This is a genomic window from Enteroscipio rubneri (assembly GCF_002899715.1).
Lineage (GTDB): Bacteria > Actinomycetota > Coriobacteriia > Coriobacteriales > Eggerthellaceae > Enteroscipio > Enteroscipio rubneri.
The window spans coordinates 1-24,852 of sequence record NZ_PPEK01000005.1 but is presented as its reverse complement, the minus strand read 5'-3'; the positions used below and the strand labels follow the sequence as shown (position 1 = coordinate 24,852).

Below are 24,852 nucleotides of genomic sequence, written 5' to 3'. Positions count from 1 at the left end.
CCCAACTGCGTGAAGCCCGCTATGCGCTCTTGTTCACGCTCTCCTCCGCCGAAACGATTTCCGGCTGCGTCTCGCCCTCGATGTCGCTCGCCCGCACCGTGACGACAGTTGCGCCCTCGTGTTCCGGTAAGTCGTACATCACATCCATGAGAACGCGTTCGCAGATCGAGCGCAAGCCGCGCGCACCCGTGCCGTGCTCCACTGCCTCGTGTGCAATGGCGCGCAGAGCATCGGGTTCGAAGGAAAGCTCAGAATCTTCGAACTCGAACATCTTCGTGTACTGCTTCACGAGCGCGTTCCTCGGCTCGGTGAGGATACGCACAAGATCCTCCTCCGACAGCTCGTTCAGCGACGTTACCACGGGGATGCGGCCCACAAACTCGGGAATCATACCGTACTTGTTGAGATCCTCCGGCAGCACTTGAGCGAGCAGTTCCGCTTCGGCCTGCTTCTGGCTTTCCGGCAGCTCGGCGGTGAAGCCGAGACCACTCTTGCCGACGCGTGCGGCGATGATATCGGCTAATCCCACGAAGGCGCCGCCAAGAATGAACAGGATGTTCGTGGTGTCGATGTGCAGCAGCTCCTGCTGGGGATGCTTGCGGCCGCCTTGCGGCGGGACGCTCGCCTCCGCACCCTCGACGATCTTGAGCAGCGCTTGCTGCACGCCTTCGCCCGACACGTCGCGCGTGATGGACAGGTTCTCGGCCTTGCGTGCCACCTTGTCGATCTCGTCGATGTAGATGATGCCTATCTCGGCGCGCGGGATGTCGAAGTCGGCCGCCGTCATGAGCTTGAGCAGGATGTTCTCAACGTCCTCACCCACGTAGCCGGCCTCGGTGAGCGTCGTTGCATCGGCGATGGCAAACGGGACTTTCAGCGTGCGCGCAAGTGTTTGGGCCAAAAGCGTCTTGCCGGAACCCGTGGGACCCAAGAGCATGATGTTGCTCTTGGCCAACTCTACGTCGCCGTCCTCGGCATCTGCACCCAGGCTGATGCGCTTGTAGTGGTTGTATACGGCCACGGAGAGCGCGCGCTTGGCCTGCTCCTGGCCCACCACATGCTCGGAGAGCTCGGCGTATAACTCGTGCGGCGTAGGAAGCTCGGCCAGTACGTCCTCCGGCGCAGGCTCCGCCGTCGATGCGGCTTCGGCTGCGTACCCGCGCGCATGGCGCCCCGCCTCGGACCGCGCATCCTGCCCTGCATCCCCATCGTCGGAGCCGGGCACGCTCAGCCCCAAGTCGCGCATCATGGCGTCGGCGCACACCGATATGCACTCGTCGCAGATGAATATGCCGTTCGGCCCCGATATCATCGCCGCCACCTGGTGCGGCTGCTTGCCGCAGAAGGCGCAGACGATTTCGTCGCCTCGGCTTCCGAACTCGTCGCGTCTATCGTTCATGTATCCTATTCGTTTCTCTACTCGTTGGAGCTAGCAGTGAGAGCGCGCGAAGAAGTGATGCGATCGACCAATCCGTAGGCGACGGCCTCTTCTGCGGTCATGTAGTTGTCGCGCTCGGTGTCGTTCTGGATGGTCTCGAGCGTCTGGCCGGTATTGTCCGCCAAGATCTTGTTCAGGCGGTTGCGGGTCTTCAGCATGAAGTCGGCCACGATGGCGATCTCGGTCTGCTGGCCCTGGGCGCCGCCCGACGGCTGATGGATGAGCACCATCGAGTTCGGCAGACACAAGCGCTTGCCCTTGGCACCGTTGGACAACAGCACCGCAGCCATGGAAGCGCACTCGCCCAAGCAGATCGTGGACACGTCGCACTTGATGAAGTCCATGGTGTCGAGGATGGCGAGCCCCGCCGTGACCGAGCCGCCCGGCGAGTTGATATAAAGAGAAATGTCCTTATCGGGGTCGGCGCTCTCCAGGTGCAGCAGCTGTGCTACCACCGAGTTGGCGACATGGTCGTCGATAGCCTCGCCGAGGAACACGATACGATCGTTGAGCAGGCGAGAATAGATGTCGTAACTGCGCTCGCCGCGCGGCGACTGCTCGATGACGTAGGGAATCAATGCCGATTTCGTGTCAAACATGGTATGCCTCGCTTATCTCTTGCGGCCGCTCGGCGGCCTGCTTGCATCTCTGTCATAGTGCGGTTAAACGTCGCGCTGCGCAAGGCCCGGGAACCGTATCGTTACCTGTCCCCGACGCGCCGGAGAAGGCGCGTCGGGGACAGGCGTGGTGCAGATGCTATTCTGCGGCTTCGGAGCCCTCCTCCTGCTTTTCGGGCTGTTTCTTCTCCGTAGCCTTCTTCGAGGAGGCCTTCTTCGCAGCAGGTTTCTTGTCGCCGTTATCCTGGGCCTCGTCGGCCTTCGCGGCTTTCTTGGAAGAAGCCTTTTTCGCGGGCTTCTTTTTTTCGTCTTGGGCTCCGGGCTCGACCTCCGTGACAACGGCCTTCTCCATCAGGTCCATGACCGCTTTCGTGCGGCTCACGCCTTGACGTACCAGATGCAGCTGGCCGTTCTCGCGCCACTCCGCCTTGAGAGCCTCGGGCTTCTCCGCGCCGCTCTTGGCAAACTCCGCAAGCACGTCCTCCTCCGTGGCTTCCAGACCGAAGTGACGAGCCCAGGCGTCGAGCGCAAGATCCTGGGCGGCAATATCGGCCGCCTGGAGCTTAACATCCTCTTTGAACTGGTCAGGCGTCATACCTTGCTGGGCTAGGTACAGATCGAAGGACATGTTCTGACTCTGAAGCTGCTGGAAGAAGTCCTGGATGAGCGTGGATTCGGCCTCCTCGCGCATGCTCTCGGGGGCCTCCCCTTCGAGGCGCTCGGCAACCGCTACCAGGACCGCGTTCTCCTTGATGCGCGGCATCATGGCGGACTTCTGCTGGGCGATGGAATCGGCGATGGTGGAGCGCATGGACGCGACATCGTCGAAGCCGATCGTCTCCTTCACCCACTCGTCGGTAACTTCAGGAAGGATCTTCTTCTTGACAACCTTCACCTCGACCTCGAAATCGATCTTCGAGGTCTTGCCGGAGAGAGCCGCCAGCATGATAGGAGGATCGTCGGGCATATCGATGGAGAACGTCGTCGTCTGGCCCTTTTTCAGGCCGACGAGCTGCTCGTCGAACTCGGACGGAAACAGGTTGCCGCCCAGGCTGTAGGGACGGTTCTCGGTCGTGAGCGAGGGGATCTCCTCGCCCTTGTCGTCTGTCGCCTTCATAGCCAGATCGATATGGCTGTCGGCCTTCACCTTCGTAGCGGCCGAGCAGTCCTCGAACGAGTAGTAGTGCTCGCGCAGCGCGTCGATCTGATCGTCGACGTCCTTATCGGATGCGCCCTCGGCGGGCAGCTTGATCTCGACCGGATCGTAGCCGGACAGTTCAAGCTCCGGCTTGACAGCCACGGTGAAGGAGAACGAGAAAGGCTTGCCGCCCTCGACGAGGTCGGTCTCGTCGAATTCAGGCTTGGACACAGGGTACAGGCCGCAGTCGTCGATGGCGAGAGGATAAGATCCGTTGACGAGGTCGTCGGTCACCGTCGCAAGGACAGCATCCTTGCCCAGGGCGTTGTCGATGATCGGGCGCGGGGCCTTGCCTTTGCGGAACCCGGGGAAATTGTACTTGTGCGCGAAATCCTTGTAGGTCTTCTTGATGCGGGCGTCGATATCCTTGGCATCGACAGTAACGGTCACTTTCGTGCGGTTATCCTGCAATGCCTCAACTTTTGTTTCCACGTAACTATCCTCCATCGTTTCTATGGTCGCCTTGCGGCATCTTGCGGCGCGCTCGCCCCCGCTCGGATGCGCGGCCCGCAGCGGCCCGCAGACTCGACTGCCGGATCGCGCTCTGAGCACACCAAAACGGAATTATCGCATATATAGTACGGATGAGGAAGATCGTTCACGAAGAACTGACGAACGGATCACGCCCTTCGGGATGCAGTTGATTGCATTCGCAACCTGGACACTGCAATAGCAAGCTGGACGTTCGGGGTATCAAAGCACATCATGAATGAGAATAGTCCTTAGGCCGTCCAGTTTGCTTTCAATTTTGCAATCGAAGGGTCGGTTCGAGGGCGCTCTGAACGGATGATTCGGGCAGGCGGTCGAACGAGGGCATGCTGGCGCAGGCCTCCGTACAAGTTTTGCAAAAGCAATCCGGACGCCCGATACAAATAGATATGCAGACCCTCGCCCCGGCCCTGATGAATCAATTAGAATGGAATCGCTAAAGCCCGAGCAGCCTGGGCGTCATGATCACGTCGTCTGGCGGGACGGCATGGACACCGAGGCTCTCGAGCAGGTTTGCAGGCAGGGTCAGGGAGGCGAGCCGAATGGGCGCCGCCCCCTGGCCGGGCCTGGGATACGAGTTCACGTGCGAGCACGCCTCGGCAACGTCGTTGAACGTGAGGGCATCGAAGTCGGTCCCCTTCGGCAGTATCTTCCTCAGCTCCACATGGTTCTTCTCGCACGCCCCCTTCTGGCCCGGCTTCACCGGATCGCAGTAGAACATCCGGGTGCGGCGCGATCCGCCCGCGCCGGTCTCGATCTTCGCGAAGTCCAGGAACTCCGAGCCGCGATCTCCCAGCATCACCGGGAAGACGTCTTCGAAAACGCCTTCGCAATAGGCCTCCACCGCGTCGAGGGCGGCCTTCACGTGGGCCTGGTCCTTGTTCTCGAGCAGGATGAAAAGCTGGAAGAACAGGCGGACGAAGTGGAGCGTGAGGATGCACTTCGAGTTGCGGCGGAGGCCTTCCACGCAGTCCACCTGGACGGTGAGCAGCTTGAGGTCGTCGGGCAGGGCGAGCCAGTCGGCGTAGGTCCTGCCGGCAAGGTCCATCTTGGGCTTGCCGTCCGCCCACTCCTTGCGAGGGGCGTGCTTGACCTTCTTGGGCAGCTCGATGTTGGCTAGCCCCATCACGCCCTTGTCCATGTAGTTGTAGAAGGTGCGCTCGCACACCGGGAACTCGGATCTATGGGTGAGCCAGATGGCCTGAAGGCTCTGCCCTTGGGAAAGGAGCCCCTTCACCTTGCCCACCATGTCTTCCAACTCGCCCGGCTCGCAGGCGATGCCGGCATGGGCCGCGCTCAAGCGGGCGTCGTGGGCTGCCTGTGCCTTCGAGGCGACGTAGCGCGCTTTCTCAAAGGTGCAGTAGGCGCGTTTGTCGCACTTCGAGCAGACGAACGGCGCGCGCTCGCGGCGCTTGCAGGTGTGCGGGTCGAACTCCCTGCAGATGTCCCAGCAGCGCTTCATGCCGCAGCGCTTGCAGGCTGCGGCGCGGGAGGAGCACAAGGGGCAGAGCGCGACCTTGGTGCAGCCGCGGTACTTCGCACACCTTGCCTGGGCCTTCTGCGGCATCGCCTTGGGCTTGAAGAGCACCCTGTTGAGCCTCACCTCGTTGGATACCGTCGTGGGCGACACCTCGAGCTTCCGGGCGATCTCCCGAAAGGACGCGCCCTCTTTGAGCATGTCCTCTATCTCGCACCTGTCGTCGAAACCCAGGTGCGCTCCCTTCTTCTTGGGCATGGCATCCTCCTTCCCTGGGCCGGGAGAAGGGCTTGTCCATGGTAGAGAAACAGCTCGAAGAAGAAAAGCGCCCCATGCTCGGGCCAGAAGGCCTTCGCACAGGGCAAGGGCTTACGCTATCCGATTGCAAGTTCAAACTGGACAGGTGTCCAGCTTGCGAATTCAATTAAGGCCCTTCGGGATGGCCCTTCGGGATGCCATGAATAACTCTTCCCGGCCGAAAGCCGAGGGCCCGAGGTCCGTCGAACGCGACGAGCTGCTACAAGGCAGCGCCAGCCGCACGGTACGGGCAGCATGCATGGCATCGCGCCGGCTGCAAGAGCGGCATCCGGGCGTACGACCGTTCGTCCTTTCCCGTCGGCAGGCCGCCTCGTAGATATTGGTTTTCCCGCTACCATTGATCGGCGAGTCACGGTATCATGAAGGTCGACAAAAAACGAAGCTCAAACGAAGGATGTCATGTCGAATCTGTCCCTCAACTTACTGCAGGAACGCGAGTTGGCGCGTCTGCTTGACTACGAGCACGCCACGTGCAGCGTCGGCGGCGAGCTGGTGTACCGCTGCGCCTTCCCTTACCGGCCCGATGACGACCTGCAACGCGAGCTCATCGAGAACGGAGCCCTTGCCGCAAAGCAGGACGACAAACGAGGGGTCGTGGTGACCATAACCTCCGACGGCCGTTCGTATTTTCCCGAGCTGAGACGCGCAGAAGCAGAGCGCCTGCGCGAACAGCGCCGCGATGCGCGCCTCGTCGCACTGTCAGCGCTGTTCGCCGCCGCCTGCACCGTCGCGGGCTTCCTTCTCGGGCGGTTCGTCGCCTAAGGCGCACGAGCGCACCTCGCCGCTCTCCGATTCGGATAATTCGAGGGCAGGCGAACCTGCGCGGATCACCACGGAGGCGCGACCGGATCCAGGCAGCAAGACGTAAAAAAGCCAGGACGCTTTACACGATCCCGGCCTCGTTCTTTTCATGGTGCGGGCGAAAGGACTTGAACCTTCACACCTCTCGGTACCAGAACCTAAATCTGGCGCGTCTGCCAATTCCGCCACGCCCGCACGCTCACGTCGGTTCGACGCGGCGACCATCATACCAAAAAAAGACGGGAACGCACAGCGTGAAAGCTCTCCGCCGCCCCCATGAACGTTCACCAGCATCACCCGTGCGCTCCGACCGCTTTGCCCAGCCGGACTCCCGACAACGTAAAGTTTCTGCTACCATGAGCCAGGCAGTGCAGAACGACGCATGCACGCCCGCACGACCGCGCTTCTCGATCGGAGCATGCTCGCGCGAGCGTCCGCGCACAGGAGAAACGAGGACCGCATGGAGAATCAAGGGAACAAGATTTGGGAGCTCGTCAAGAGAGCCGGCCGAGCATGGAACAGCATCAGCCTGATTAAACGAATCGTGATCGGCCTCGTCATCGGCGGCGCGCTGGGCCTATTCGCGCCAGCCGGAATCGAGTTCGTCGAGCTTTTGGGCACTTTGTTCGTCTCGGCGCTGAAGGCGGTGGCGCCTATCCTCGTGTTCTTCCTCGTCATCAGCGCACTTGCTAACGCGAAAGCCGCCGGATCCATGAAGACGGTAGTGCTGCTCTACATAGTGAGCACGCTCATAGCGGCACTCGTCGCCGTGATCGGCAGCTTCCTGTTCCCCATGACCATTACGCTCGTTGAACCCGCAGTCGAGCAATCTTCGCCCACCGGCGTGGCCGACGTGCTGACCACGCTCGTCATGAATATCGTCTCAAATCCAGTCGACGCCCTTATTAATGCGAACTACATCGGCATCTTGGCGTGGGCGCTCGTGCTGGGCATCGCGCTCAGAGCAGCCGGCGAATCCACCAAAGAGGTGTTCACCAATGTGGCCGATGCCGTGTCGAAAGTGGTGCGCTGGGTAATCAGCCTTGCGCCGTTCGGCATCCTGGGACTCGTATACACGTCGGTATCGCAGAACGGTCCTGAGATATTCGCCGAGTACGGCTCGCTCATCCTGCTGCTCGTAGGCTGCATGCTCGTCATCGCGCTTATCACGAACCCGCTGCTCGTGTTTGCGTGCGTTCGGAAAAACCCCTACCCGCTCGTCTTCCGCTGTCTGAAGGATAGCGGCCTTACCGCCTTCTTCACCCGAAGCTCCGCCGCGAACATCCCCGTGAACATGGAATTGTGCCGCAAACTGGGTCTGGACAAGGACAACTACTCGGTGTCCATCCCGCTCGGCGCAACCATCAACATGGCTGGGGCGGCCGTCACCATTGCCGTCATGACCATGGCCGCCGCGCATACGCTCGACATTTCAGTCGATCCGATCACGGCCGTCATCCTGTGCGTCCTCGCCGCGGTGTCGGCATGCGGGGCATCGGGCGTCGCCGGGGGGTCGCTGCTGCTCATCCCGTTGGCCTGCTCGCTGTTCGGCATCGGCAACGACGTGGCCATGCAGGTGGTAGCCATCGGCTTTATCATCGGCGTGATCCAGGACTCGTGCGAAACAGCGCTCAACTCGTCCTCCGACGTGCTGTTCACCGCCACAGCCGAATATCGCCGCATGAACGCGGATGGCGAGGACTTCAAGCTAGGCAAGGACACCTTCAGCGAGAACGAGCTGGCCTAACAAACAACCGAAACCCCCTGCCTCCGCTGCGAGCAGGGATCTTCAAACCTGCAAGAACGCCACCCGCCCCTTCGAGGTACGGGTGGCGTTCTTGCTGATGGATAGCGCGAAGCACCGTGATGGACCAGTCCAGAAGACGGCCCATTGCGCAAAATCGGCGCGTCCACGAGCCACTATCGCGCCGGCAACGGCTATCCACCCGCAAGTTCGTACCCGTTAGTCTGCCGCAGCGGAAAGCCGGGAACAGGGAGCGGCCAACTTGCAGGCCGGGGAATCAGGCGGCATCCACGATGCTCACGACGTAGGCGTTGTCGCCCTCCTCGAACGGAGAGAGCAAGCTCTCCACAAGCGCATGGGCCTGACCACGTGCCTCGGAAAGCAAGTTCGACTGGCTCACCTTACCCTCGGCGTCCTGCTGGGCGACAACGAGGGCCTTCGCGGTATCATCTTTGTTCTCCCAATTGAACAAAGCGAACGAAGAGTCGTAGAACTCGATGGAGTTCGGATCGATCTCGATACCGAACAGCTGAGGCGCCGGCAGGGTCACGGTAACGTTATGTCCGTTCACTTTGACGTCCGCCTGAGACAGATCGACGCCGGCGCGCACCTCGGCATCATAGACCATCGAGAAGCGCTTCTTGTTGATGAAATCGATGTCGCCATCCTCGTAGCGCACAAGCCCTCGGTATTCGAGCTTCGCCGTAGCAAGCTCACTGCAGTTAGAAAGCTGCTCCTGTATGGACGTCGAAGACAATGCGACGCTTGGTTCGAAAAATCGCTGGAAGCCCAACGCACCCAACGCGCCGAGCGCCACAAGCGCGACAGCAACGATGCCCATGACGAACTTTTTCATGATCCTCCTCGATCGATTCGGTTGCCGGGCCAGCATAGCACGGCAAAGGTGGGGCGACTTCGCCGATCGACGCTCACACCAGCTCGGAGGGATCCCACCTGGCCGTTCGCTTTGCGCCTTCCCTCTACATCAACGAACAGCTGAACGAACGAGACGCTCGGCGGAGTTCCTCAACCGCCCGGCAAGCAGGAAGTTTTCAGCGCGCGACGCAAGCGAAAAAGACTTTGCCACGCTGGTCGAGTTCGATGCCATCCAAATCGCCGACATAGGAGCGAAACTGCGTGTAACCGAGGTCGCGCAGCTTGAACGCGCGGAACTTCCCGCGAACCCGCTTGCCGAGCACCGAAAGCTCCACTCCCTCTTCACCTGCACCGTCAACGATTTGGCGAATGAAACTCTCAGGGCCGTCGGAAACGGCAGGCTGCAGCATCTTCTGAGGATCCGCGACGCTTTCTTCGCCGGCAGGCGGAACTCGCTTCGCCGCTGTCTTTCTCCGAACCGCTCGGCCCGGCCTATTGTCGACGGCGCGCTGTTCGCTCGACCCGACCGCTCCGTGCTGCGATGCCGAGGTCGAAGGCTCAGCTGCAAGCTCAGGCTGTTCAGATCCCGTATCCTGCTCGAAAGCAGGTTCCACCGACTGCTCGCGCTCGAGAGCTCCTTCTTCTTTTCGCTCGATGCGCGCGGAACGGCCTCGCGGAGCGCGCCTTCCCTTCGACGGCCGAGAAACCGGAGCCGTGCCTTCGGGGATCGCATTTTGGCCGCCTTGCTTCAGCAGATCCTCCTTCGACGCATCATCGGGCGCGTCCTCGTCGGTCTGCGTCGTATCCGGTACGAACGGTGCGCTCCTCGGCACATCCCGCCCAACAGTTCGGGAGTTCCGCAATGGTCTGGCCTCGCGCTCCGGACGCCGGTCGGCATCGCGCTCGCCTTTATCGCGTGCGGACGATTCGATGCGTTTCTCGCGTGCGTCCTTTGTCTGGTCCTTGTCCTCGGCGAGCTCCACAGACACGTTGCTGCCATCCTTGATGACAACAATGCCGGCGAACTCGTCGAGGAGCTTCTTCAGCTGGTTCGTCCCGTAGCTGCGTACGTCGAAGTCGGGATAGCGCTTCAAGAGGCGGCTGCCCACCTCGCCGAGGCCCGTGGATTTGCCGTTGTTCTGATTGTCCGTGACGATGTTCGCCACGGCTTGTTCGATCTCCTCGATCGACGGGCCCGCATTCTGCACGCTCCCTGCACCGGACTGTTCCGAGCGACCGCCTTTGGAGCGCCCGTTCGGCTTCGACCCCGCATTCGGCAGCAGCAGCTCGAGCGTGGTGAAGATGTCGCACGCCTTGCGGAACGGCGTGGGCGTCTTCTTCTCCCCCATGCCGATGACCGTGAGGCCGCTCTCGCGGATGCGGCTGGCCAGGCGCGTGAAATCGCTGTCGCTCGACACGATGCAGAAGCCCTCTACCGAGCGCGTGTACAGGATGTCCATCGCGTCGATGATCATGGCCGAGTCGGTGGCGTTCTTGCCCTGCGTGTAGCCGAACTGCTGGATGGGCGTGATGGAGTTCTCCAGCAACGCGTCCTTCCATTTAGCGTGGAGCGTGAGCGTCCAATCGCCGTAGATGCGCTTGTAGGTGACGGTGCCGTACTTCGACAGCTCGTCGGTGATGGGCTTTATGTACTTGGCCGACACGTTGTCGGCATCGATCAAGAGGGCGAACCGCTTCTCAGACGATTGCTTAGTATCCACTTTTGTCGCTCCTCGGTTTTTGCACGGGAAAGCTTTGCGCCTGCCCTGGAAGATGCCGAAGACCCTGCATTCGCAGGCATCTCGACGAGCCGCTTCGACATCGTTTACGATCCCATACTACTCGATAGCCGCACGTCGACGCCTATTTGCAGGATGGCTGATACAATTTGTCCATAATCCTCTTGCACTCGCACATAAAAATCCGTATACTTCCACCTTGCGCCTTGGTGGGTGTAGTTCAGTTGGCTAGAACGCCAGATTGTGGCTCTGGAGGTCGTGGGTTCGAGTCCCATCATCCACCCCAGCGCGAATTTTGAAAAAATGCTTGCAAAGGCAGAAGGCATCGATTAACATATCAAATCGCTTTGCGTGTCGAAGGCAGCTTGATATGGACCGTTAGCTTAGTTGGTAGAGCAGGGGACTCTTAATCCCAAGGTCGTAGGTTCGAATCCTACACGGTCCACCATCGAAACCGCAGGCCAGAGGGTTGAACCTCTGGCTTTTTTGTTGTGTGGCGGATCGCCGCCGACAGTCCCCATTCCACGCGATCCCACCGATCAGGCAAAGTTCTACGACGCATCCGGGCGCCTTCCCCGACCTCGCCTGAACGGGCCGCCCCTCGCAATACTCAGTCACCGAGTCTGCTGACTATGGCCGCCAATGCCTCCGCGCTCGGTTTGTCGTAGTGTTTGAACGTGGTGACGGGCGTTGAATGCCCGAGAAGCTTGGCGATCATGCCCAGCTCCACGCCCGCCTCGTGCAGCATCGTCGCGTAGCTGTTCCGCAGATTCTTCCACGGTATGTACCGGTGCGCGCTTTGCTGGAACCAGCGCTGGTACGCCTTCGCGAGCGTGTCCGGATTCAGCGGATTGCCGAAACCGTCATCGAGCATCCAGAGTTCGCCGGGGCGTGATCGGACGAGTTCGAGCAGCCGGTCGGAAAACGGCCGAGGGATGATCGCCATGCGCTCGCTCGCCTCCGTCTTCACACTCGTCTCGCGCACAACCCCGTCGATACACTGCACCCCTCGGCGAACCCGCACAATCGCATACCCCTCGGCGAACTCCACATCGGGCCGCTGCACCCCGCACGCCTCCGAACGGCGCAGCCCCCCGAACGCTGAGAAGATGAACCCCGGCTCCCACACCTCTCCCCGACAGTCCGCGAGCACGGCTTTCAACGTGCCGAGATCGTGGATGTCTTCGCAAACCATGCGCGCCGCAGAAGATCTCCTCGGAAGCTTGAAGCGGCGATCCATTACGTTTCTCACTAGAAGTTCCTGATCGGCTGCGAAATTGAAGAGGGCGCGCATAACCGCGAAGCTCTTCTTCGCGGCACCGTACGACATCTCATCCAACCAGCGCTGAACCTCGGCAGGTCCGATATCCTCCATAATGCGGCAGCCGAACGTCGGCTCGATATGCGATGCGTAGGCGCTTTCATATCCTTTGACGGTCGAAGGAGAGAGGTCGCCGATATAGGGGCGGTAGTGCCGCGTCCAGCAACGCCGAACCGTCATGCAGGGGCCCACCGAATCCCCATCCGCGCCATGCTCGGCCCTGAGCTCGGCCAGCAGCTGCTCGGCAGCCTTCCGCGTGCCGCGCACCGTTTTGCTGCCCTGGCGCCGTTTCCCCGTCGAAGGGTCGCGTGGAAGAGGATAGCGCACTTCCCAGACGCCGCGATCCTTCTGCCTGATGCTACCCCATGTGCTGCGAGCCATCGCGCTCAGCCCCTAGCCGCTACAGACGATCGTCGTCGACGAGGTAGTGCCAGACGACTTTTCCGATAATGCGCACGGCGGGCGCGTCCGGGTCGTTGGAATCGATCGCGCGATCCCTGTGGGCCGGATTCGAGCTCTCCGGATGGAGAACCACCGTGTCGCCGGCGAAGAAGATGCGCTTTATCGTGGCATCGTCCCCGTTCACCGTTATCGCCGCGACATCTCCGTTCGCCACAGCTGCGCGGGGATCGACGAATGCGAGGGACCCGTCTGGCATGATCTTGTCCATGGAATCGCCCGACACCGTCAAGAAAAAGCCGTCGGGATGCCGCTGTGCCACGTCAGGATGCAAATAGGCCACCTCGTCGTGGTCGACCATCATCTCCAGAGGGTCGCCTGCCGCAATACGCCCGTATACCGGTGCCATTGTCGACATCACGGCGTATTCGTACTCGCGAATCGGTCGCTCCTTACCCCTGCGGGAGGCCAGGCCGCATTCGTTGCTGAGCAGATCGTCGGTGGTGAGACCGAAGGCCTCGGTCAGGCTCTTGATGTTCCTGGCCGACGGGAACGACACGCCCCGCATCCAAGACGAAACCGTCTGTTTCTCGATGCTCGATCTTCGAGCGATCTCGGCTTGGGATACGTTCTCGAAGCTCATCAGCGCCTTCAGATTTTCAATGAGCACATCCTGTATCTCCGCTTCGGACAAAGGCTTCATAACTGACTCCATCGGTACATTTCAATCTGTCTGGCAATTTATTATATACGTCTTATTGACTTTGCTATAGTGTAAATTTATTATTGTCTGTAAGCGAGGAGGTGAGGTATGGGACAAGATTTTTTAAAGATAGCTCGTAGCGTCTCCGGTTATCAAAGCACTGACATCGCGCGGATCATCGGCCTTGACCCCTATACGTACCGACAACTCGAGCTTCATCCAGACCGCATTAACCTGCATATGATCGAGTTGATTCTGCCGAATCTGAACCGATATAGCGTGCGCATAATCCACGATGCCGTCGATGATATTTTTTTACCCTTTGAGTAAATTTATATTTGTCTTATATGCAAGGAGAGAACCTATGACGGCAAAGCCGCCCGTGAGAAACAAGCTGTACCGCATTCCGGAGGCTGCTCGGCTCTGGGACGTGCCCGAAACCGTGCTGTACACCGAGATAAAAGCGGGCCGACTCCACGCCAAGATGAGAAGAGGGGCTGTGCGGGGATACTTCGTGACCGAGGCGATCATGGACGACTGGATTGAGAACAGCATGGTCGACGTGTTCGATGCAATGCACGCCTCAGACATCGGAACATCGGTATGATGCCCGGAAAAGCCGCGCTCGTCGCGGAGATCGTCTCGACATCGCACCTGGACGACGCGGAGGAAGCCGTCCGCTGGGCTGCAAGCCAAAGTCCCTTCCTCTTGCGGACGAATTACGCCCAGCTGCTCGAACAAGTCTGCAGGATCTCCTCTCGGCCGGAATCGGCAAACGCCGAGCGCATCCGAAGAGCGGCGCTCGCATGTGGCGCAAAGCCGGTTTGGTGGCCTTGTTTGTCTCGCCTGCTCCTCATGGACGAACCCGAACTCGCCGAAGCTATCGGCACGCCTCATTACCAGCGCGATCTCGACTCCCCCTCCGGCGCCGCCCTCGTCCGGATCTGGTTCCGTCGCATAACAGGCCGAACCCCCGCTGCACGGACTTGGCGACATGCGCGCAAGGAGTCGGACACATGACCCGCGGCGGAAGACATCGTGCATGGACCACGCGGGAAGTGGCCTTCTTGATCGATGCGGCGGGAAGGCTTCCTCTGCGCACCATCTGCAAAAGGCTCGGGAGAAGCGAGAGCGCTGTGGAATCCATGGCGTCAAAGCTGAACCGATCGGGCGAGCATTTGACGCTCAAATGCTGGTCGTCTCGATTGGTCTGGTGCAACGAATGCGCTACCTGGCGCACCGGCATCGATGACAAGACAGGACGATGCCGCGTCTGCACGATGCGCGAGCAGCTGCGAGGACGCGAAGACGCATGCTCGCGCGAACTGGCGATTATGACTCCTGAACAGCGGCTCGTCTATGAGCGGACCGAAGCGCAAAGACGGACGCGCAAAGCGCTCGAGCGCCCGCAGAAACGGGGAAGCTGTCCTATGAGCCGCTACGAGCGATCGAAAGCCGAGGAACGCTACCTGATCGACCTTGAAGAATGGGAGTACCGTACGCTCAGATTGCGCTACGACGCGGCGAAAACAAGGCTGCGCCGCATGCGCGAAAAAACCGGCAGAAACCCTCGAAAAGGAAGACCTCCGTCGCCGAGCGAAAGCAGAATATGACACCCGGGGAAAGGGACGCGCAATGGAAAGAACGATGCTCGAGTCCCTCGCCCAAGCCCTCGACGCGATCGATCCGTCTCTATGCGATTACGGCGCCTGGCTACGCATCGGCATGGGTCTGCATGCCGAACAGGCCCCCTTCGAACTCTGGGACGCCTGGAGCCGGCGAGATGTCGCTCGCTACCGTCAAGGCGAGTGCGCTCGGAAATGGGCCGGGTTCTCCCCCGTCGCAGGAGGCGTGACGGGCGCAACGATCTTCGCGCTCGCCCGAAAGGCCAAGCGCGGGCCTGCTTCCGACAAGATGTGCAACGCGTTCGAAACCAAGTGCACGACCGGCCTCCCCGATACCGAAGGCACCCCTGAAGCCCAACTGAGAACCTACCTCTCCGCCCTCTTCCGGCACGACGAGTTCATTGGCTACGTGTGCGACAGCCGCCCTGTTCGGTTTCGGGACGGCACGGTAAAATACCGGCCCGCCTCATGCGGCGTCACCTCGAGCACGGCAGGCGACTTGATGCGGCGGCTTGCGAGCTCCTCCCTGGAAGAAGCCGTTGGGGCCTACGACGCCCGCGCAGGAGCCTGGATACGCATCAACCCCCTCGACGGCAAGGGCGCACGTGACGCGAACGTGTCCGCCTTCCGGCATGCACTCGTGGAATCGGACGAAGGATCCGCAGAACGGCAGCTGTCGACTATAGAGAACTTGGGGCTCCCCGTCGCAGCCGTCGTGCACAGCGGAGGCAAGAGCGTGCATGCCGTCGTGAAGATAGATGCCCGAACCGCGGAAGAGTATCGAACACGGGTGGCTACGTTATACGACACGTGCGTTAAAGCAGGCCTTGCAGTCGACCAGCAGAATCGCAACCCCTCTCGGCTTTCGCGTCTCCCCGGCGCGAAACGGGGCGATCGCCAACAGACCCTGATATGCGTGGACGGAGGATGCCCCTCATGGGACGACTGGATTCTGTCGCAGAATCCAGTCAGAAAAGCATCCCGCACGTCGTTCCCGCCCATCGAGCAAGCCCGTCACGCCGTACACGATATTCCCCCGCTCTCTCCGCCGCTGATAGAGGGCGTGCTCCGGCAAGGTCATAAGATGCTCCTTGCCGGCCCAAGCAAAGCGGGAAAGAGCTTCGCGCTCATCGAACTCTGCATGGCGCTCTCGACTGGTACCGCATGGCTTGGAGCGTCCTGCGCACGCGGCCGAGTTCTGTACGTGAACCTGGAAGTCGATCGAGCGAGCTGTCTTCATCGCATGGAAGAAGTCCGCAGGGCAAACGGCTTCGAAGACGACGCGCTCGACGGGATCGACGTCTGGAATCTGCGCGGGCGATCGTACGCTCCCCATGAGCTCATTCATGCCCTCGTCGAGCGCGCGGCCGGCAACGGGTATTGCGCCGTCGTGATCGATCCCCTCTACAAGCTGCTCACCGGGGATGAGAACAGCGCCCACGATATGGCCGACCTTTGCAGTTTATTCGATCGGGCCTCATCCGCCCTCGGTGCCGCCATCGTCTGCTGCCATCACCATAGCAAAGGCAGCCAAGGGTGGAAGGCGGCGGCCGATCGCGCGAGCGGATCGGGCGTGCTCGCGCGCGATGCGGATGCCTTGCTCGACCTGCTCGAGCTCGACATACCCGACGAGATCCGCCGCATGCACGGCACCGGAAATCGGGAGGCGACGGCATGGCGCATCGAGAGTACTCTGCGGGAATTCCCCGCCCATCCTCCTTTGAACGTATGGTTCGATCATCCCCTCCATCGCCTCGACGAGTCGGGGGAGCTCGCCGCCTGCCTTCCGAAAGAGTCCCTTCCGCCCCACTACAAAGGAGGCCGCTCCACGAAGGCGAGGCACGAGCGGGAAAACGAGACGAAGGCCCGCGAGGTTGCACGCGTCTGCGAGCAGCTCCATGCGGAGAAGAACGGGGAACCCTTTATGATAGGAGACCTCATAAGCCGGCTCGGATGGTCGCGCAACACGGTTAAGAAGCACCTCGACGCTGCTGAAGGCTGGAAGAGGATCGAGCTCAACGAGAACACGACCATCGTGCAGAAATGCGGCTGATCGACCTGAGACGCTGACCCGGGCTTCCCATCGGCGGCGCGCGCCCATCGCGTGATCCGCAGCCTATCAGCCCGTCAATGACACGTTGACAGGAACCGCTTCCCTTCCCGTTCTCACAGTTCGACATGCGAACTCGAACCCTGTCGAAGAGCTTTAGCCTTACAGCCACCCCCTGTCAGGATGCCCATATAACTATGGCGAAATGCTCACATGCGCAGCCGTGCTCGCCCCGCGCCGCGCAATCCGAGCGCGGGCGCAAGCAACCTGATGGACGAGTGACAGATACCCCATCATGCATCCAGCCGGCATAATGCCGGTCCTCCTCGCGGGCCGTGTGGCACCGTCTTGCCGCACGGCCCGTACCTTTGGCGAAAGGAACCACCGTGGCAGAATCAACCGGTCGCTCGAGCGTGGCTGTCAGTGTCTTCGAGGCCCTCGAAACGCTTGTCGGAAGGCTCCCGAATGCTTTCGTTTGCGATTTCGACCATCTTCCAGACGATCAGTCCCAATTGCCCGTCGTCGCCGTGCAGACATTACAGGAAAAGCCGAGCGGGCGGCCCTACGTGGACGGCGGAAGCGTATCGCGCTGCCAGATAGCGCTTGCGCTGCGCCGCACGGGAGACGATGCAGCCAGCAGGATCGAGGCGTGCGAGCTTTTGAACTCGATCGCGTCCGCACTGTCGAACGCGACGGGCGGCGGAACCGGAACGGGGGTCGATTGGCGCATTGAAGACCATTCCCAGCCCTACTTCTCAGAATCGGCTGCGGGCCGTTCGGATTACCGGGTGACACTCACCGTAACGTATCGAACACACCTCTAGAAAGGAGCAGCAATGCCCGAAAGCACCGTCCCTGCATGGGGATACCAACTGGAGTACTACGTCAACGTCGGGAAGGCCGATACCTCGGAATGGGTCAAGGCGACCGAGCTTCTGTCGTGGGAGATGGCGGGAGACGCGAAAACCTACGAGGCGGCATGGATCGACCACAAGAACCCTCCTGTGTTCACCTACGCCCGCGCCTGCGTGATCAATTTCGAAAAGGACACCGTCATCGGCAACGCTTTCGACGCATGGATCATGGAGCACCGCAACGAAACCGACCTCCCTTGCGAAATCGTGCGCGTATTCACGTGGCTCGGTTCGGAGAATGCAAAGACTGCCGATAAAGCGTCGTTCCTGTTCACTCCGAACGCCCCACACAACAACAACCAGGGGCAACCGGTGACGGGCTCCGGCACGTTCAACATGGTCGACGAAACGTGGACGGAAGGAACGTGGAACCCCGCTACGAAGGTTTTCTCCGACGGACAGGAACCCGCACCGGCGGCATAAGGGCCGATGCATCAGAGCTCATTGGAAAACCGTGGATGACCCGCGCATGTAGACTGCAAGCCGCCATCGGACCGATGGCGAAATCGAGGAGGGCGAGAATATGGGTTTTTCGTTTCAGAAGCATATCGTCAGCGTTGAGATCGAAGGCAAAGACTACGTCATCGACCTGGGCGACGCCGAGGTCTTCGACAACATAGCCTCTTGGGGCGAGCGAATCCAGAACGAGGACTACGCCGACGCGACCGAAGGCCAGGCGCAAGCGCTTTCAGCCGATGTGAAAGGCTACCTGAAAATCTTGCTTGGGCAAGAGCAGTTCGAGGACATCTTCGAAAGCCGTCCCTGGAGCATGCTCGACGGCCTCGAACTTTTCGCCTACCTGTACTCCAAGATCGCCGAAGCGCAGATCGGCGATCGGTTCGACGAGGCGATCGCCTGGTACGTACCGGACATGCCCGAGGCGTAAATGCAGCCCAACATCCTTCTTCAGGGAGCGCCGTCGACCGTCGAGGTCGACGGCGCTCCCGTCCCCATCAACTGCGATTGGCGGACGGGGATACGGGCCATGCAGGCCATGGACGATCCGCGCCTCGGTCGAAACGACAAAGCGCGGGTCATCATCGCTTTGTATTACGGCAGGTGGGACAAGGGAATATTCATGGTTCCAGAAGCTGCGAGAACAGCCGCGGCCATGGAAAGCGCCGTTCGCTTCTTCGCGCTCTGTGAGCCGAGAAAACCGGAAGGCGCACCAGGATCGCGGGCGGCGAGCCGAGCGCGCCTCTGGGATTGGGATTTCGATGCACCTCGCGTCATAGCCGATTTTCAACGAGAATACGGCATCGACCTCACGGAGCCCAAGCTGGATATGCATTGGTGGCGGTTCTGGTCGCTCTTTAGAGAATTGAGTGACACGTCTAAGACGATGCAAGCCATCGGCATCCGAGGAGCTCGGCCCTCCAGGAACATGGGAGAGAACGAGAAGAAACAGCTCCTCGAGCGCCAGCGGGAGCTGGCGCTCCCAGCCCGAACCGAAGACGAGGCGCTCAAGCTCACGAACATGATATGGGAGATCGCATGACCGACACGGGCAAGATAACGGTCGACGTACACGACATCGACGTGAATATCAATATCGACATCTCACACGTCCAAGCGGCGATCTCGTCCTTCGTGAACACGATCGGCAATCAGCTTTCGACGACGAAAAGCTTATTCGCATCCGCATGTTCAGGCCTTTCAACCGCTTCGAAGGTTGCGATGGGAGTCGTCGCAGGCCAGATGATAAAAGGCGCGTTGAGTTTCGCCAAGCTTGCGGGCAGCGCAAAACAAGCTGGCGAAGGAATCTCCTCCAGCCTGTCCGATGCATCGACGCAAGCGTCGAGCGGACAGCTCGAAGCGGCAGCTGAAAAGCCGGCAGCATCCTTCGAACGGCTCAAAAGCGCGGCGTCGAAGCTAGGCGCCGGCCTATCAGGCGCCTTGAAATCGATCGGAACCACCTCGATCAAGCTTGTAAAGCTCGGCTACGATGCCGCAAAAAGCGGCGACGGGTTCAATAAAATGGCCACAGATGCTATGAAAACCATGTCGAGTCTCGCAACTACCATACCAGCCATGGAGACGCAGGTAGCAACGGTATTCCCTAAGCTTGTAGAGGACGTGGCCGCTGCAGCGCCGGGCATCGCAACCGCTATCTCCGGCCTGATCGCTCAACTTGCCACAACCTTACCCCAGCTTGCACCCATTGTTCTTGGCATATTGCCAGGAATCTTGCTGTCGTTAGTAAATGCAATCACATCTGCCGCCCCTGCGCTTGCTCAAGCGGCAATGCAATTGTTCCTCGGGCTTTCGCAAGCATTTAACGCAGTCGCCCCCATTATTGCCACGAGCATTCCTCCGCTCGTGGCCACCTTGTGCAAAGGCCTTGCAAGCGCACTCCCCATGATTGTGGAAGCGGGAATTCAGCTTTTCGTGGGACTCGTACAAGCTCTTGGCAGCATCGGACCCATTGTCGCAGAGAGATTACCCGGTATCGTAGCCGCTACATGCAGCGCGATCATAGCAGCTCTCCCCCTGATCATTGCGGCAGGAGTTCAACTCTTCACGGGTCTCGCGCAAGCATTCGCGGGTGTTGTCCCAATCGTCGCGGCAAGTATTCCCGATTTCATCTCTGCGATAGGCGAGGCCCTTCTTTTCGCGCTCCCATTGCTGCTGCAAGCAGGGATGCAGCTTTTCATGAGCATCGCCCAAGCGATTCCTATGGTGCTGCCCGCGATCATCGAGCAGCTTCCCCCTCTCATTGAAGGCATCGGAAGCATATTGATCACGTTTCTCCCTATGTTAATCCAGGGCGCATTTTCCTTGTTCATGGGCATCGTCCAAGCACTGCCCATGGTGCTACCCGCTGTCATCGAACAGCTTCCCATGCTCGTCGAAGGCATCGTTGACATGCTGATCACGTTCCTCCCCCTGTTGATCGAGAGCGCGCTCGCTCTGTTCATGGGTATCGTCCAGGCGCTTCCCCAGATCATCCCCATGCTTTTGGAAGCGCTCCCCACCGTTATCAGCTCGCTTGTCGCCGTACTGCCGACGCTCATACCGTTGCTATGCAGTGCGGCGGTGCAGCTGTTCACGGCGCTGGTCGATGCCCTTCCCTTGATACTGCCCCAGCTGCTCGCTGCCATACCGGCGGTCATCGACGCGGTCGTCTCCCAGCTTCCCACCCTCATCCCCATTCTGCTCGCCGCGGCGGTCACGCTCTTCATGGCCATCGCGGACGCCGTGCCGAAAGTTCTCGACGATTTGCTGAGCGCGGTGAAATCGCTCATCGACCAGGGAATCGACAAAGTAGGTTCCAGCATTTCCGAAATGGGCGACGCAGGCGGTCAGCTCATCCAGGGTCTCGTAGACGGCATTGAAGGCGCTGCGCAATCGGTGCTCGACGCGATAGGAGGAGTCGTCAACGACGCCATCGAGGGCGCCAAGCGCCTGCTCGGAATAGCTTCCCCTTCAAAAGTCTTCGCCGAGTTCGGACGATTCGTCTCCCAGGGGCTGGCCCAAGGTATCGACGAAAAAGCGTCTGCAGCCATCGGCGCGGCACGATCGATGGTGAAGGATATGACCGCGGCCGCCCGTTCCGGGCTCTCGCAAATCCCATTGCCCTTCGATGATTCCATGGACAGGATCGCCGACCTGCTCGGAGGATTCGAATTCGAAGCGGCGTTTCGAAGGGGAACAGCCTCCCCTGGTGCGGCAAACCTCGGAGGCTCGGCTGGAAACAGCGCCGTAATCTCCGCCTTGCGCGAAGTCAAAGAGAGCATCGAGGGATTCCGAGCTGGCATCGGCCGCGAAATCGCCGCCAATGCCCCTGCGGAAATCGAAGCGACCATCGCCAATCCGCGCGCCTTTGCCCGCGCACTGAACAGGTAGCCTTATGGATATGACCATCACATACACGAATCGCAATGGAGAGGTTCTCGAATTCGGACCTCAGTCTATCTACCATTACGGAGCGCATGCGCTCAGGAATTGGTCGCTTGACGCCTCCATCGAAAATGGACGCGTGACATCGATAGCGCGCACACCGAAGGCCATGTCAATTCCCATCGCGCTTTGCTGCAAAAAGGAAGACGGCATAGCCGCGCGCAATCGTCTCGCCAAGATCATAGAAGCCGACGCCGCCGGCGGCGAACCCGGCACGATACGCATCGGTGCATTCTCCCTAGACGCCTTCATCGTTGGCAGCTCGAAGGACAACTGGTGGTTCGATGACGGCATCATGGAAACGACGCTCGATATCGTGCCCGTCACGGGTGCGTGGACAAGGGAGACCACTGTCTCGTTCGTCATCGATCAGACAGCCGGCCCCCTTGGGCCGGGCGCCCTCGACTTCCCCTACGACTTCCCTTACGACTACGCGCCGAACAGGGCTGCGAAGCGCTTCAACAACCCCTCGGCGGCGCCTTCGCCATTTAGGCTCGTGGTGTTCGGACCGGTATCGTCGCCCTTCGTGTGGGTTGGAAACAACCTTCATCAGGTCGATGTCAACGTGCCGCCCGGCTGTCTTCTGACGATCGACAGCCGTGACAAAAGCATCCTCCTCGTCGACGCTGGCGGAAAAACCGAAAGCGCGTTCTCAAAGCGGCTCCGCGGCGCCAAGGGCTCAGGAACGTACGTCTTCGAACCGGTTCCGACCGGCGAGTCCATCATCTCCTGGAACAACACCTTCGGATTCAACCTCACGATCTTCGACGAGAGAAACGAGCCGGAATGGACGTAGTCTTCACCGATACCTCCGGACACGACCTCGGAGTACTCCGAGAAGCGGAGATCGACATCACCTACGGGAACAAGGGGAACGACTTCGAACTCAAGCTGCCTGTCGAAAGCGATCAATCGATTCCTATCGGCGGGTTCGTGTACCTCGAGGGAACCGAATACGGCGGCATCGTCGACGAGGAGGGAGCCGATAGAACCTCTAAGCGCCCGGTCAAGCTGTACCGAGGTCGCACATGGCACGGCATCCTGGCCGGGAAGACGCTATACCGCGAGGACGGTTCCGACATCGTGTTAGCCGGCGACGCCCACGCTGTCATCCAGACAATCGTGTCTCTCGCCGGGCTCGAAGACATCTTCGCCGCATCCGCAGACCCGAGCGGTATCACGGTGTCGTCCAGCATCCCGAGCTTCACCGATGCGTACACAGGACTGCGGAGCATGCTCGGATCGTCGTCGGCTAAGCTCGTCGTTGCATACAACGGATTGAACGTGGTGCTTTCCGCAAAGCGGATTGCAAACCACACTTCCAACGAGGAGCTTGACTCCGACCTGCTCTCCTTCAAGGTCTCGCGCAATCACCGACCCATCAATCACCTTATCTGCCTCGGATCCGGCAACGGTGCCGAGCGCGCCGTCGTGCACCTCTACGCGGACGATGAGGGAAACGTGACGCAAAGCAAATCGCTTGCTGGTGTGGACGAAGTTTCCGCCGTTCTCGAGTTCTCGAACGCACAGCAGGAGGAGCTCGTAGAAAAGGGCACGGAGAAATTGGCTGAATGCCAAAACGCCGTAGAGTGCGATGCTTCCGACACCGGAGCCCAGCCCTACGATGTCGACGACGTCGTCAGCGTCTACCAAAACGATCTCGGACTGCAAGTAAGCGCCTCGGTCATCCAGAAAACCGCGACCATCGATCGTCATGGAGCGTCCGTTTCATACGAGATCGGCGAGATCGTCGCCGCATCAAAACAACTTGAGACAGGTGGGTCTTACGCCACAGGGACCGCATACACGGCCGGCAAAGGCATCCGCATCGAAGGGATGGCCATCAGCGCAGAAGTCGACGCTGAAGACGTCGCGTCGATTGAAGCGCTTGCAAACAACGCGGTGGTGGCCTCTTCCAACGCAAGCGAACTTGCAAGCGCAGCGCAGCGCGCCGCCAATGCTTCCGTGAAAAGCGTCGTCGGCTCCGCACCCTTAACCGTTTCGCGAAACGCAGGCGACGTCCTGCTTTCGCACACGGCTAGCGGCGTGATCGAAGGAACATACGGCCCTGTCGCCGATGCGGCTCCCTCTTGGGGTGCTCAAGTGACAGTCGGCCCACAATTGATTTTGGATGCGATGGGGCACGTCACATCCGCCGAAGAGCGAACCGTCTCGTTTCCGACACTGCCCATCGGCACGGCATCCGTGCCCGGCGTATTGAAGCCCGACGGAGTGACGATCACCGTTACAGACGAGGGGACCATCACTGCACAAAGCGGGGGCTCCGCAGCTTTTCTGAATTCTCATCCCGTCGGAAGTGTGTTCGAGTCCTCCCATCCGGACGATCCCGCCATGAGCTACGGAGGCGTGTGGGCGCGGGTGCCTTCGCTCGGAGGTTTTCGATGGAAACGAATGCAATGACCCTCCTGACCGCAAGAACAAACGATCGGGAATCCGATAAGGAATCGGCGGCCGCAAACCGCCCAGAACACGACTTAGGAGTTGATGATCGATGAGCGTCAGTCTCGTCACTGGTTTCGCAGGCGAATCCCATATCACCTCGGAGCAGATCGCCCGATTCAACGCATCCGTATTCGGATCAGGCGAATACGTGACCACCGGGGCGGGCAAGACCATTTCCGCCGCCCTGCAGTCCGCGAACGTCGTCAGGGTCATGCCTGGAGACATCATGATGAAAGGCCGCCACGTCGTCATCGATTCAGCGCAGGATCTTTCCATCGAGAACGGAAGCCAAACCCTTAAGCGTAATGATCTCATCGTCTGCAGGTACGAAAAGAATGCCTCGACGGGAGTCGAAACCGCTTCGCTCAATGTGATCAAAGGAACGCCGGGAGAAACAGCTGTCGATCCGAGCTGCATATCTGGGGATCTGCTCAACGGAGGAGCACTCATCAACGAGATGCCCTTGTTCCGCATATCGCTCGACGGCCTCACGGTGAAGGATCCGGTTCCGCTTTTTTCAAAGTACCTGCTTCGCGGTGATCAAATCGCAGACAATGCAATCACTACGGAGAAGATCGCGAACGGCACCATCACCGCCAACGATCTCAGCAACGATTTCGTAAGCCGCATTACCGATTTGGAAGCAGCTTGGGATTCCGTATCCCACATCGAAATGGCCGGCGCTAAAGTGCTCAAACACCCTGACGGAGAGGCGGAGGTGTACTTTTCGGTAAGCAACCCGAACCACAAGGCGCAGAGCAGCTTCGGCGGGTTCTACGT

At 60.1% G+C, this 24,852-nt stretch carries 22 protein-coding genes and 3 tRNA genes; 16 read left to right on the top strand and 9 right to left on the bottom strand.

The genetic code is table 11. The features are described 5' to 3' along the window. Positions 1 to 19 precede the first annotated feature (19 nt). The 4 genes from clpX to C2L71_RS05705 form a co-directional block, all read right to left on the bottom strand. Positions 20 to 1,399, bottom strand: coding sequence for an ATP-dependent Clp protease ATP-binding subunit ClpX (clpX, locus tag C2L71_RS05720; protein WP_103264828.1), 1,380 nt, complete (start codon positions 1,397 to 1,399; stop codon positions 20 to 22). Between the two features lie 17 nt (positions 1,400 to 1,416). Further along, positions 1,417 to 2,037: an ATP-dependent Clp protease proteolytic subunit gene (locus C2L71_RS05715; RefSeq protein ID WP_103264827.1), complete on the bottom strand. Its 621-nt coding sequence runs from the start codon at positions 2,035 to 2,037 to the stop codon at positions 1,417 to 1,419. A gap of 157 nt (positions 2,038 to 2,194) precedes the next feature. Then, positions 2,195 to 3,685, bottom strand: a complete 1,491-nt coding sequence (tig, locus tag C2L71_RS05710) for a trigger factor (RefSeq protein WP_187143286.1) — start codon at positions 3,683 to 3,685, stop codon at positions 2,195 to 2,197. Between the two features lie 493 nt (positions 3,686 to 4,178). Continuing rightward, positions 4,179 to 5,477 carry a helix-turn-helix domain-containing protein gene (locus C2L71_RS05705; RefSeq protein ID WP_103264825.1) on the bottom strand — a complete coding sequence of 433 codons (1,299 nt, stop codon included), beginning with the start codon at positions 5,475 to 5,477 and terminating at the stop codon, positions 4,179 to 4,181. Between the two features lie 459 nt (positions 5,478 to 5,936). Here C2L71_RS05705 and C2L71_RS05700 point away from each other — a divergent pair, with 459 nt between their 5' ends. Continuing rightward, positions 5,937 to 6,299 (top strand): hypothetical protein, encoded by a 363-nt coding sequence (locus tag C2L71_RS05700; RefSeq protein ID WP_103264824.1) that lies wholly within the window; start codon positions 5,937 to 5,939, stop codon positions 6,297 to 6,299. Positions 6,300 to 6,448: 149 nt separating this feature from the next. Here the strand turns inward: C2L71_RS05700 and C2L71_RS05695 are convergent. Next, positions 6,449 to 6,533: transfer RNA gene (locus C2L71_RS05695), tRNA-Leu, on the bottom strand. Between the two features lie 265 nt (positions 6,534 to 6,798). Here C2L71_RS05695 and sstT point away from each other — a divergent pair. Next, positions 6,799 to 8,085, top strand: a complete 1,287-nt coding sequence (gene sstT / locus C2L71_RS05690) for a serine/threonine transporter SstT (protein ID WP_103264823.1) — start codon at positions 6,799 to 6,801, stop codon at positions 8,083 to 8,085. A 274-nt stretch (positions 8,086 to 8,359) separates the two neighbouring features. Here sstT and C2L71_RS05685 read toward each other — a convergent pair whose 3' ends face one another. Together C2L71_RS05685 and C2L71_RS05680 are read right to left on the bottom strand one after the other, a co-directional pair. Further along, the gene (locus C2L71_RS05685; protein ID WP_103264822.1) at positions 8,360 to 8,938 is read right to left on the bottom strand and encodes a DUF4230 domain-containing protein; all 579 of its coding nucleotides are present in this window, start codon (positions 8,936 to 8,938) and stop codon (positions 8,360 to 8,362) included. Positions 8,939 to 9,134: 196 nt separating this feature from the next. Continuing rightward, a complete protein-coding gene (locus C2L71_RS05680; RefSeq protein ID WP_103264821.1) occupies positions 9,135 to 10,679 on the bottom strand; it encodes an NYN domain-containing protein in 1,545 nt (514 codons plus the stop codon). 227 nt (positions 10,680 to 10,906) lie between these two features. Here C2L71_RS05680 and C2L71_RS05675 point away from each other — a divergent pair. After that, positions 10,907 to 10,983, top strand: a tRNA-His gene (locus C2L71_RS05675). A gap of 86 nt (positions 10,984 to 11,069) precedes the next feature. After that, positions 11,070 to 11,145: transfer RNA gene (locus tag C2L71_RS05670), tRNA-Lys, on the top strand. Positions 11,146 to 11,307: 162 nt separating this feature from the next. On the opposite strand, the gene C2L71_RS05665 is transcribed toward C2L71_RS05670, so the two are convergent. Then, complete coding sequence (locus tag C2L71_RS05665) at positions 11,308 to 12,399, bottom strand: site-specific integrase (RefSeq protein ID WP_103264820.1); 1,092 nt, start codon at positions 12,397 to 12,399, stop codon at positions 11,308 to 11,310. 19 nt (positions 12,400 to 12,418) lie between these two features. Then, positions 12,419 to 13,120: a LexA family protein gene (locus C2L71_RS05660; protein ID WP_170042442.1), complete on the bottom strand. Its 702-nt coding sequence runs from the start codon at positions 13,118 to 13,120 to the stop codon at positions 12,419 to 12,421. 108 nt (positions 13,121 to 13,228) lie between these two features. Here C2L71_RS05660 and C2L71_RS05655 point away from each other — a divergent pair, with 108 nt between their 5' ends. From C2L71_RS05655 to C2L71_RS05595, 12 genes are all read left to right on the top strand, one after another. Further along, positions 13,229 to 13,450, top strand: coding sequence for a hypothetical protein (locus tag C2L71_RS05655; RefSeq protein ID WP_103264818.1), 222 nt, complete (start codon positions 13,229 to 13,231; stop codon positions 13,448 to 13,450). A gap of 34 nt (positions 13,451 to 13,484) precedes the next feature. Beyond that, positions 13,485 to 13,727, top strand: coding sequence for a MerR family transcriptional regulator (locus C2L71_RS05650; protein WP_103264817.1), 243 nt, complete (start codon positions 13,485 to 13,487; stop codon positions 13,725 to 13,727). An 823-nt stretch (positions 13,728 to 14,550) separates the two neighbouring features. Further along, positions 14,551 to 14,733 (top strand): hypothetical protein, encoded by a 183-nt coding sequence (locus tag C2L71_RS12005; protein ID WP_147585037.1) that lies wholly within the window; start codon positions 14,551 to 14,553, stop codon positions 14,731 to 14,733. 22 nt (positions 14,734 to 14,755) lie between these two features. Next, positions 14,756 to 16,798, top strand: coding sequence for an AAA family ATPase (locus C2L71_RS05635; protein ID WP_103264814.1), 2,043 nt, complete (start codon positions 14,756 to 14,758; stop codon positions 16,796 to 16,798). Positions 16,799 to 17,181: 383 nt separating this feature from the next. Next, positions 17,182 to 17,619: a hypothetical protein gene (locus C2L71_RS05630; RefSeq protein WP_103264813.1), complete on the top strand. Its 438-nt coding sequence runs from the start codon at positions 17,182 to 17,184 to the stop codon at positions 17,617 to 17,619. A 12-nt stretch (positions 17,620 to 17,631) separates the two neighbouring features. Further along, a complete protein-coding gene (locus tag C2L71_RS05625; protein WP_103264812.1) occupies positions 17,632 to 18,132 on the top strand; it encodes a hypothetical protein in 501 nt (166 codons plus the stop codon). A 100-nt stretch (positions 18,133 to 18,232) separates the two neighbouring features. Beyond that, the gene (locus C2L71_RS05620) at positions 18,233 to 18,595 is read left to right on the top strand and encodes a hypothetical protein (RefSeq protein WP_103264811.1); all 363 of its coding nucleotides are present in this window, start codon (positions 18,233 to 18,235) and stop codon (positions 18,593 to 18,595) included. Continuing rightward, entirely contained in the window at positions 18,596 to 19,207 is a 612-nt protein-coding gene (locus C2L71_RS05615; protein ID WP_103264810.1) for a Gp15 family bacteriophage protein, read from the top strand. Further along, positions 19,192 to 21,555 carry a phage tail protein gene (locus C2L71_RS05610; protein ID WP_103264809.1) on the top strand — a complete coding sequence of 788 codons (2,364 nt, stop codon included), beginning with the start codon at positions 19,192 to 19,194 and terminating at the stop codon, positions 21,553 to 21,555. The genes C2L71_RS05615 and C2L71_RS05610 overlap by 16 nt, the downstream gene beginning before the upstream one ends. 4 nt (positions 21,556 to 21,559) lie before the next feature. Beyond that, entirely contained in the window at positions 21,560 to 22,405 is an 846-nt protein-coding gene (locus tag C2L71_RS05605; RefSeq protein ID WP_103264808.1) for a hypothetical protein, read from the top strand. Beyond that, positions 22,396 to 24,030, top strand: a complete 1,635-nt coding sequence (locus C2L71_RS05600) for a hypothetical protein (protein ID WP_103264807.1) — start codon at positions 22,396 to 22,398, stop codon at positions 24,028 to 24,030. The genes C2L71_RS05605 and C2L71_RS05600 overlap by 10 nt, the downstream gene beginning before the upstream one ends. A gap of 91 nt (positions 24,031 to 24,121) precedes the next feature. Next, a partial coding sequence (locus C2L71_RS05595; protein WP_103264806.1) for a hypothetical protein occupies positions 24,122 to 24,852 on the top strand: 731 nt, incomplete at its 3' end.

Excerpts from the sequence above, each read along its gene's own strand:
- clpX (WP_103264828.1), bottom strand. The coding sequence starts at position 1,399 with ATGAACGATAGACGCGACGAGTTCGGAAGCCGAGGCGACGAAATCGTC.
- C2L71_RS05715 (WP_103264827.1), bottom strand. The coding sequence starts at position 2,037 with ATGTTTGACACGAAATCGGCATTGATTCCCTACGTCATCGAGCAGTCG.
- C2L71_RS05705 (WP_103264825.1), bottom strand. The coding sequence starts at position 5,477 with ATGCCCAAGAAGAAGGGAGCGCACCTGGGTTTCGACGACAGGTGCGAG.
- C2L71_RS05700 (WP_103264824.1), top strand. The coding sequence starts at position 5,937 with ATGTCGAATCTGTCCCTCAACTTACTGCAGGAACGCGAGTTGGCGCGT.
- sstT (WP_103264823.1), top strand. The coding sequence starts at position 6,799 with ATGGAGAATCAAGGGAACAAGATTTGGGAGCTCGTCAAGAGAGCCGGC.
- C2L71_RS05685 (WP_103264822.1), bottom strand. The coding sequence starts at position 8,938 with ATGAAAAAGTTCGTCATGGGCATCGTTGCTGTCGCGCTTGTGGCGCTC.
- C2L71_RS05665 (WP_103264820.1), bottom strand. The coding sequence starts at position 12,399 with ATGGCTCGCAGCACATGGGGTAGCATCAGGCAGAAGGATCGCGGCGTC.
- C2L71_RS05660 (WP_170042442.1), bottom strand. The coding sequence starts at position 13,120 with ATGAAGCCTTTGTCCGAAGCGGAGATACAGGATGTGCTCATTGAAAAT.
- C2L71_RS05655 (WP_103264818.1), top strand. The coding sequence starts at position 13,229 with ATGGGACAAGATTTTTTAAAGATAGCTCGTAGCGTCTCCGGTTATCAA.
- C2L71_RS05650 (WP_103264817.1), top strand. The coding sequence starts at position 13,485 with ATGACGGCAAAGCCGCCCGTGAGAAACAAGCTGTACCGCATTCCGGAG.
- C2L71_RS12005 (WP_147585037.1), top strand. The coding sequence starts at position 14,551 with ATGAGCCGCTACGAGCGATCGAAAGCCGAGGAACGCTACCTGATCGAC.
- C2L71_RS05635 (WP_103264814.1), top strand. The coding sequence starts at position 14,756 with ATGGAAAGAACGATGCTCGAGTCCCTCGCCCAAGCCCTCGACGCGATC.
- C2L71_RS05625 (WP_103264812.1), top strand. The coding sequence starts at position 17,632 with ATGCCCGAAAGCACCGTCCCTGCATGGGGATACCAACTGGAGTACTAC.
- C2L71_RS05620 (WP_103264811.1), top strand. The coding sequence starts at position 18,233 with ATGGGTTTTTCGTTTCAGAAGCATATCGTCAGCGTTGAGATCGAAGGC.
- C2L71_RS05615 (WP_103264810.1), top strand. The coding sequence starts at position 18,596 with ATGCAGCCCAACATCCTTCTTCAGGGAGCGCCGTCGACCGTCGAGGTC.
- C2L71_RS05610 (WP_103264809.1), top strand. The coding sequence starts at position 19,192 with ATGGGAGATCGCATGACCGACACGGGCAAGATAACGGTCGACGTACAC.
- C2L71_RS05605 (WP_103264808.1), top strand. The coding sequence starts at position 21,560 with ATGGATATGACCATCACATACACGAATCGCAATGGAGAGGTTCTCGAA.
- C2L71_RS05600 (WP_103264807.1), top strand. The coding sequence starts at position 22,396 with ATGGACGTAGTCTTCACCGATACCTCCGGACACGACCTCGGAGTACTC.